This is a genomic window from Streptomyces sp. NPDC059455, assembly GCF_042750115.1.
Classification (GTDB): Bacteria; Actinomycetota; Actinomycetes; order Streptomycetales; family Streptomycetaceae; genus Streptomyces; species Streptomyces endocoffeicus.
Genome location: NZ_JBHYVB010000065.1, coordinates 42,559 through 46,642 on the forward strand (window position 1 = coordinate 42,559; position 4,084 = coordinate 46,642).

At 67.4% G+C, this 4,084-nt stretch carries 5 protein-coding genes; 4 read left to right on the forward strand and 1 reads right to left on the reverse strand.

Translation table 11 applies throughout. The annotated features are described in order from the left end of the window. Positions 1-134: 134 nt before the first annotated feature. The gene (locus ACFXB5_RS23550; RefSeq protein ID WP_210948097.1) at positions 135-644 is read right to left on the reverse strand and encodes a DUF3830 family protein; all 510 of its coding nucleotides are present in this window, start codon (positions 642-644) and stop codon (positions 135-137) included. Between the two features lie 121 nt (positions 645-765). On the opposite strand from ACFXB5_RS23550, the gene ehuB reads away from it, so the two are divergent. From ehuB to ehuA, 4 genes are read left to right on the forward strand one after another with little or no spacing between them, the layout of a single operon-like run. After that, the gene (ehuB, locus tag ACFXB5_RS23555) at positions 766-1,689 is read left to right on the forward strand and encodes an ectoine/hydroxyectoine ABC transporter substrate-binding protein EhuB (protein WP_385211121.1); all 924 of its coding nucleotides are present in this window, start codon (positions 766-768) and stop codon (positions 1,687-1,689) included. Beyond that, positions 1,686-2,438: an ectoine/hydroxyectoine ABC transporter permease subunit EhuC gene (gene ehuC / locus ACFXB5_RS23560; RefSeq protein WP_385211122.1), complete on the forward strand. Its 753-nt coding sequence runs from the start codon at positions 1,686-1,688 to the stop codon at positions 2,436-2,438. Before ehuB ends, ehuC begins: the two co-directional genes overlap by 4 nt. Beyond that, a complete protein-coding gene (ehuD, locus tag ACFXB5_RS23565) occupies positions 2,435-3,085 on the forward strand; it encodes an ectoine/hydroxyectoine ABC transporter permease subunit EhuD (RefSeq protein WP_020871050.1) in 651 nt (216 codons plus the stop codon). Before ehuC ends, ehuD begins: the two co-directional genes overlap by 4 nt. A gap of 22 nt (positions 3,086-3,107) precedes the next feature. After that, on the forward strand, positions 3,108-3,878 hold the full coding sequence (gene ehuA / locus ACFXB5_RS23570; RefSeq protein WP_385211141.1) for an ectoine/hydroxyectoine ABC transporter ATP-binding protein EhuA: 771 nt from the start codon (positions 3,108-3,110) through the stop codon (positions 3,876-3,878). The last annotated feature ends 206 nt before the right edge of the window (positions 3,879-4,084 follow it).

Here is a 4,084-nt window from a genome sequence, read left to right on the forward strand (position 1 = left end):
AGGCGGCGGCCAGGACTCCCGGGTCGCGGGTCCCGGCGCGGCGGGGGGGGGGTCGGCCCGCCCCGCGCGGCCCGGGGGTCCATGCGCCGCGCCGGGCACAAGCCGAGGGCCCGCACCCGGCGCGAGCCCATGCGCTACGCCCGGCGGAAGTTCAGCGTCTCCCCCAGCGCCCCCGCGCGCCACAGGTCCTGGCAGGCGTCGGCCATGCGGTCGAGGCCGTCCACGATCGTGCCCCAGACGATCCCGGGCACCCAGCCCGCGTCGCCGTTGATCAGCAGGTTGTTCCGCTCGTAGAAGAGCGCCAGGTCGATCACCTGCCGCCGCCCCTGGTGCTTGGCCTCGGTCTCGTATCCGTACGACTTGGTCCCGAGCTGGGTGTCGGTGAAGGTGAAGTAGCACAGGTCCCCGGGGATCGGGGTGATCGTCGGGTTCTCGAGGGGCGGCTCCTCGGGCGCGAAAGGGGGCAGCAGCGTGTAGATCTCGTTGCGGGCGTACTTCGCGTGATACACGTCACCCCCGAGCGGCAGCGCGTTCCACACCGCGTCGCAGGTGATCGGCGCGAGATCGTCAAGGAGCTTGGCCGTGCAGCTCACCCCGCGCTTGTCGAGCGAGACCTCGATGAACCGGTCGGCTCGGTCAACCATCGATCTTTCCTCCAGGTCGCTTCGGAACCAGTCCTGTCCCAGGGGACTACCCAGGCATCGGCTGTATCAAGGGCCGGAAACGGCCCGCATACATTTGCCTGAGTCGGGTAGCCGCGCGCCCATGGCTCCACCACGTGGGAAAGACACCGATAGCAGAGAAATAGCAAAAATGGGCCCAAGCCGCCGCGCTCTTCTCGCCGGCGGTGCGGCCCTGGGTCTGCTGGGCGCGGCCGGCTGCAGCCGGGTGTCCGGTTCGGGCGCCAAGGACGGGGGCAATCTGCTGGAGCGGCTGCGGTCGCAAGGGACGGTCCGACTGGGAATTGCGGGGGAGATCCCATTCGGCTACATCGACGAGAACGGCGAGTTCACCGGCGAGGCGCCGGAGATCGCGAAAATCATCTTCAAGCGGCTGGGCGTGCCCAAGGTCCAGCCGGTGCCGACCGAGTTCGGCTCGCTCATCCCGGGCCTTCGCTCGCAGCAGTTCGACGTGGTCTCGGCGGGGATGTACATCAACCCCGAGCGCTGCGCGCAGGTGATCTTCTCCGACCCCGACTACCGCATGCGTGACGCGTTCATCGTGCGCAAGGGGAACCCCAAAAACCTGCACAATTACGAAGATATCTTTAAGCAGAAGGCCAAGATGGCCACCGGCACCGCCTACGCCGAGATCGGTTACGCGGAGGACGCCGGGATCAAGCAGAGCGACATGCTGATCCTCCCGGACCAGCTGGCCGGGCTGCTGGCCGTGGAGCAGGGCCGGGCCGATGTCTTCGCGGGCACGACCGTGACCGTCCACAACGTGGTGAAGCAGCGGAACAGCCAGCGGGCCGAGGCCACCGAGCCGTTCCAGGCGTACGTCGACGGCAAGCCGGACATCGGCGCCGGCGGCTTCGCCTTCCGGCCGGAGGAGACCAAGCTCCGGGACGCCTTCAACGTGGAGCTGCACAAGATGAAGAAGAGCGGCGAGCTGCTGCGCGTCGTGCGGCCCTTCGGCTTCACCAAGGAAGAGATGACCGATCTGACCGCCAAGGAGCTGTGCTCATGACGGCCGGGCTGTGGGAACACTGGCTTCTTCCGGGCATCTGGATCACCATCCAGCTGACCCTGTACAGCGCGGTCTTCGCGGCCGTCGTGGCGTTCGGCATCGGGATCGCGCGCACCTCCCCGCGGTGGATCGTCCGCTTCCTGACCGGCTTCTATGTGGAGGTCTTCCGCGGCACCTCGGCCCTGGTGCTGATGTTCTGGCTGTTCTTCGTGATGCCACTGGCCTTCCAGTTCCAGCTGGTGCCGATGTGGGCCGCGGTGCTGGCGCTGGGCCTCACCTACGGGGCGTACGGCTCGGAGATCGTGCGTGGCGCGATCGCCGCGGTGGCCCCGGCGCAGCGTGAGGCGGCCATCGCGCTCAGCTTCACGCCCGCGCAGCGGATGCGCAGGGTGATCCTGCCGCAGGCGATCCCGGAGATGATCCCGCCCTTCAACAATCTGCTGATCGAGCTGTTGAAGGCGACCGCCCTGGTCTCCGCGGTGAGCGTCGCCGACATCACCTTCGCCGCCCAGCTCTCGCGGCTGGCGACCGGTGACAGCCTGGAGATCTACGCGATCATCCTGGCCCTCTACTTCGTGCTGGCCTTCGTCCTCACCCGGCTGATGCGGCTGCTGGAGCGGCGCGCCAAGGCGGGCATCGGCCAGGCCCCCGTGAAGTCCGGCAAGGGCCCGCTGATCACCCGGAAGCTGTCCTCGCGCCAGGAGGCCGAGCAGTCGTCCAACATCATCACGGCGGGAGGTGCTCAGTGAGCTGGAACTGGGATGTGGCGAAGGACTTCCTCCCCGAGCTGGGCAACGGACTGCTGATCACCCTGGAGGCGACCGCCCTGGGCTCGGTCCTGGCGTTCGCGCTCGGCCTGGTGTGGGCGATGGCCTTCCGCTCGCCGACCCGCTTCGTCCGCTGGCCGGTGGCGGCGGTCGTGGAGTTCATCCGCAACACGCCGCTGCTGGTGCAGCTGTTCTTCTTCTACTACGTGCTGCCGACCTGGGACATCAAGTTCTCGGCGCTCACCACCGGGGTGATCGCGCTCGGTCTGCACTACTCGACGTACACCGCCGAGGTCTACCGGGCCGGTATCGACGGTGTGCCCAAGGGCCAGTGGGAGGCGGCGACCGCGCTCAGCCTCTCCCGGGGCCGTACCTGGACCGCGGTGATCCTGCCGCAGGCCATTCGCCGGGTGGTGCCCGCACTGGGCAACTACGTCATCGCGATGCTGAAGGACTCCCCGATGCTCGCGCTGATCGGCGTCGTCGACATGCTGCAGAAGGCGCGCGCGGAGGGCGCGTCGTCCTTCCAGTACATCGAGCCCTACACGATGGTCGGCATCGCCTTCATCCTCATCGCCTATCCGGCTTCCCTTCTGATGCGAGCCCTGGAGCGTCGTCTTGGCCACTGAAACCGACCACACGAACCCTGCCGTGGACGGCAGTGAACTGATCCGCTTCGACCAGGTGACCAAGCGCTTCGGCAGCAATACGGTCCTGGACAACCTGGACTTCTCGGTCTCCTCCGGCAAGCACGTCACCCTGATCGGCCCCTCGGGCTCGGGCAAGACCACGATCCTGCGGCTGCTGATGACGCTGATCAAGCCCGACGAGGGCACGATCAAGGTCGACGGCGACTACCTGACCCATGAGGACAAGGCCGGCAAGCTGGTCCCGGCGGGCGAGAAGCACACCAGAGAGGTGCGCAAGAAGATCGGAATGGTCTTCCAGCAGTTCAACCTCTTCCCCAATATGCGGGTGCTGCGGAACATCACCGAGGCCCCGGTGAATGTGCTGGGCCTCGGCAAGGACGAGGCCGAGACCCGCGCCCGGGAGCTGCTCGACCTGGTCGGCCTCGGCGACAAGTGCGACGCGTATCCGACGCAGCTGTCCGGCGGGCAGCAGCAGCGGGTGGCGATCGCCCGGGCGCTGGCGATGCGGCCGCAGGTGATGCTGCTGGACGAGGTGACGTCGGCGCTGGACCCGGAGCTGGTGGCCGGGGTACTGGATGTGCTGCGGGACATCGCTCACACAACGGACATCACCATGCTCTGTGTCACCCATGAGATGAACTTCGCGCGGGACATATCCGATGATGTACTGATGTTCGACTCGGGCCGGGTGATCGAGTCCGGACCGCCGGAGAAGATCTTCACCGAGCCGGAGCACGAGCGGACGAGGGAGTTCCTGAGCGCGGTTCTCTAGCCCTTCGGCCGGATCGCCCGCCCCCTGACGGGCAGATTTCCGGCCCCTGCCGGGCTGATCATCCGGCCCCGGCCGGGCCCGGTCCGGCGCGGCCCCCCCCCCCCCCCCCCCCGGGGGCCGCGCAAGTAAATTAAAAGAAAAAAAAACCACCCCAACCCCAGGGCAGGCTCGCGCTGCCACTCAAACACTCACACACTCACTGATCA

Coding starts and splice junctions, on each gene's coding strand:
- ACFXB5_RS23550 (WP_210948097.1), bottom strand. CDS start 644: ATGGTTGACCGAGCCGACCGGTTCATCGAGGTCTCGCTCGACAAGCGC.
- ehuB (WP_385211121.1), top strand. CDS start 766: ATGGCTCCACCACGTGGGAAAGACACCGATAGCAGAGAAATAGCAAAA.
- ehuC (WP_385211122.1), top strand. CDS start 1,686: ATGACGGCCGGGCTGTGGGAACACTGGCTTCTTCCGGGCATCTGGATC.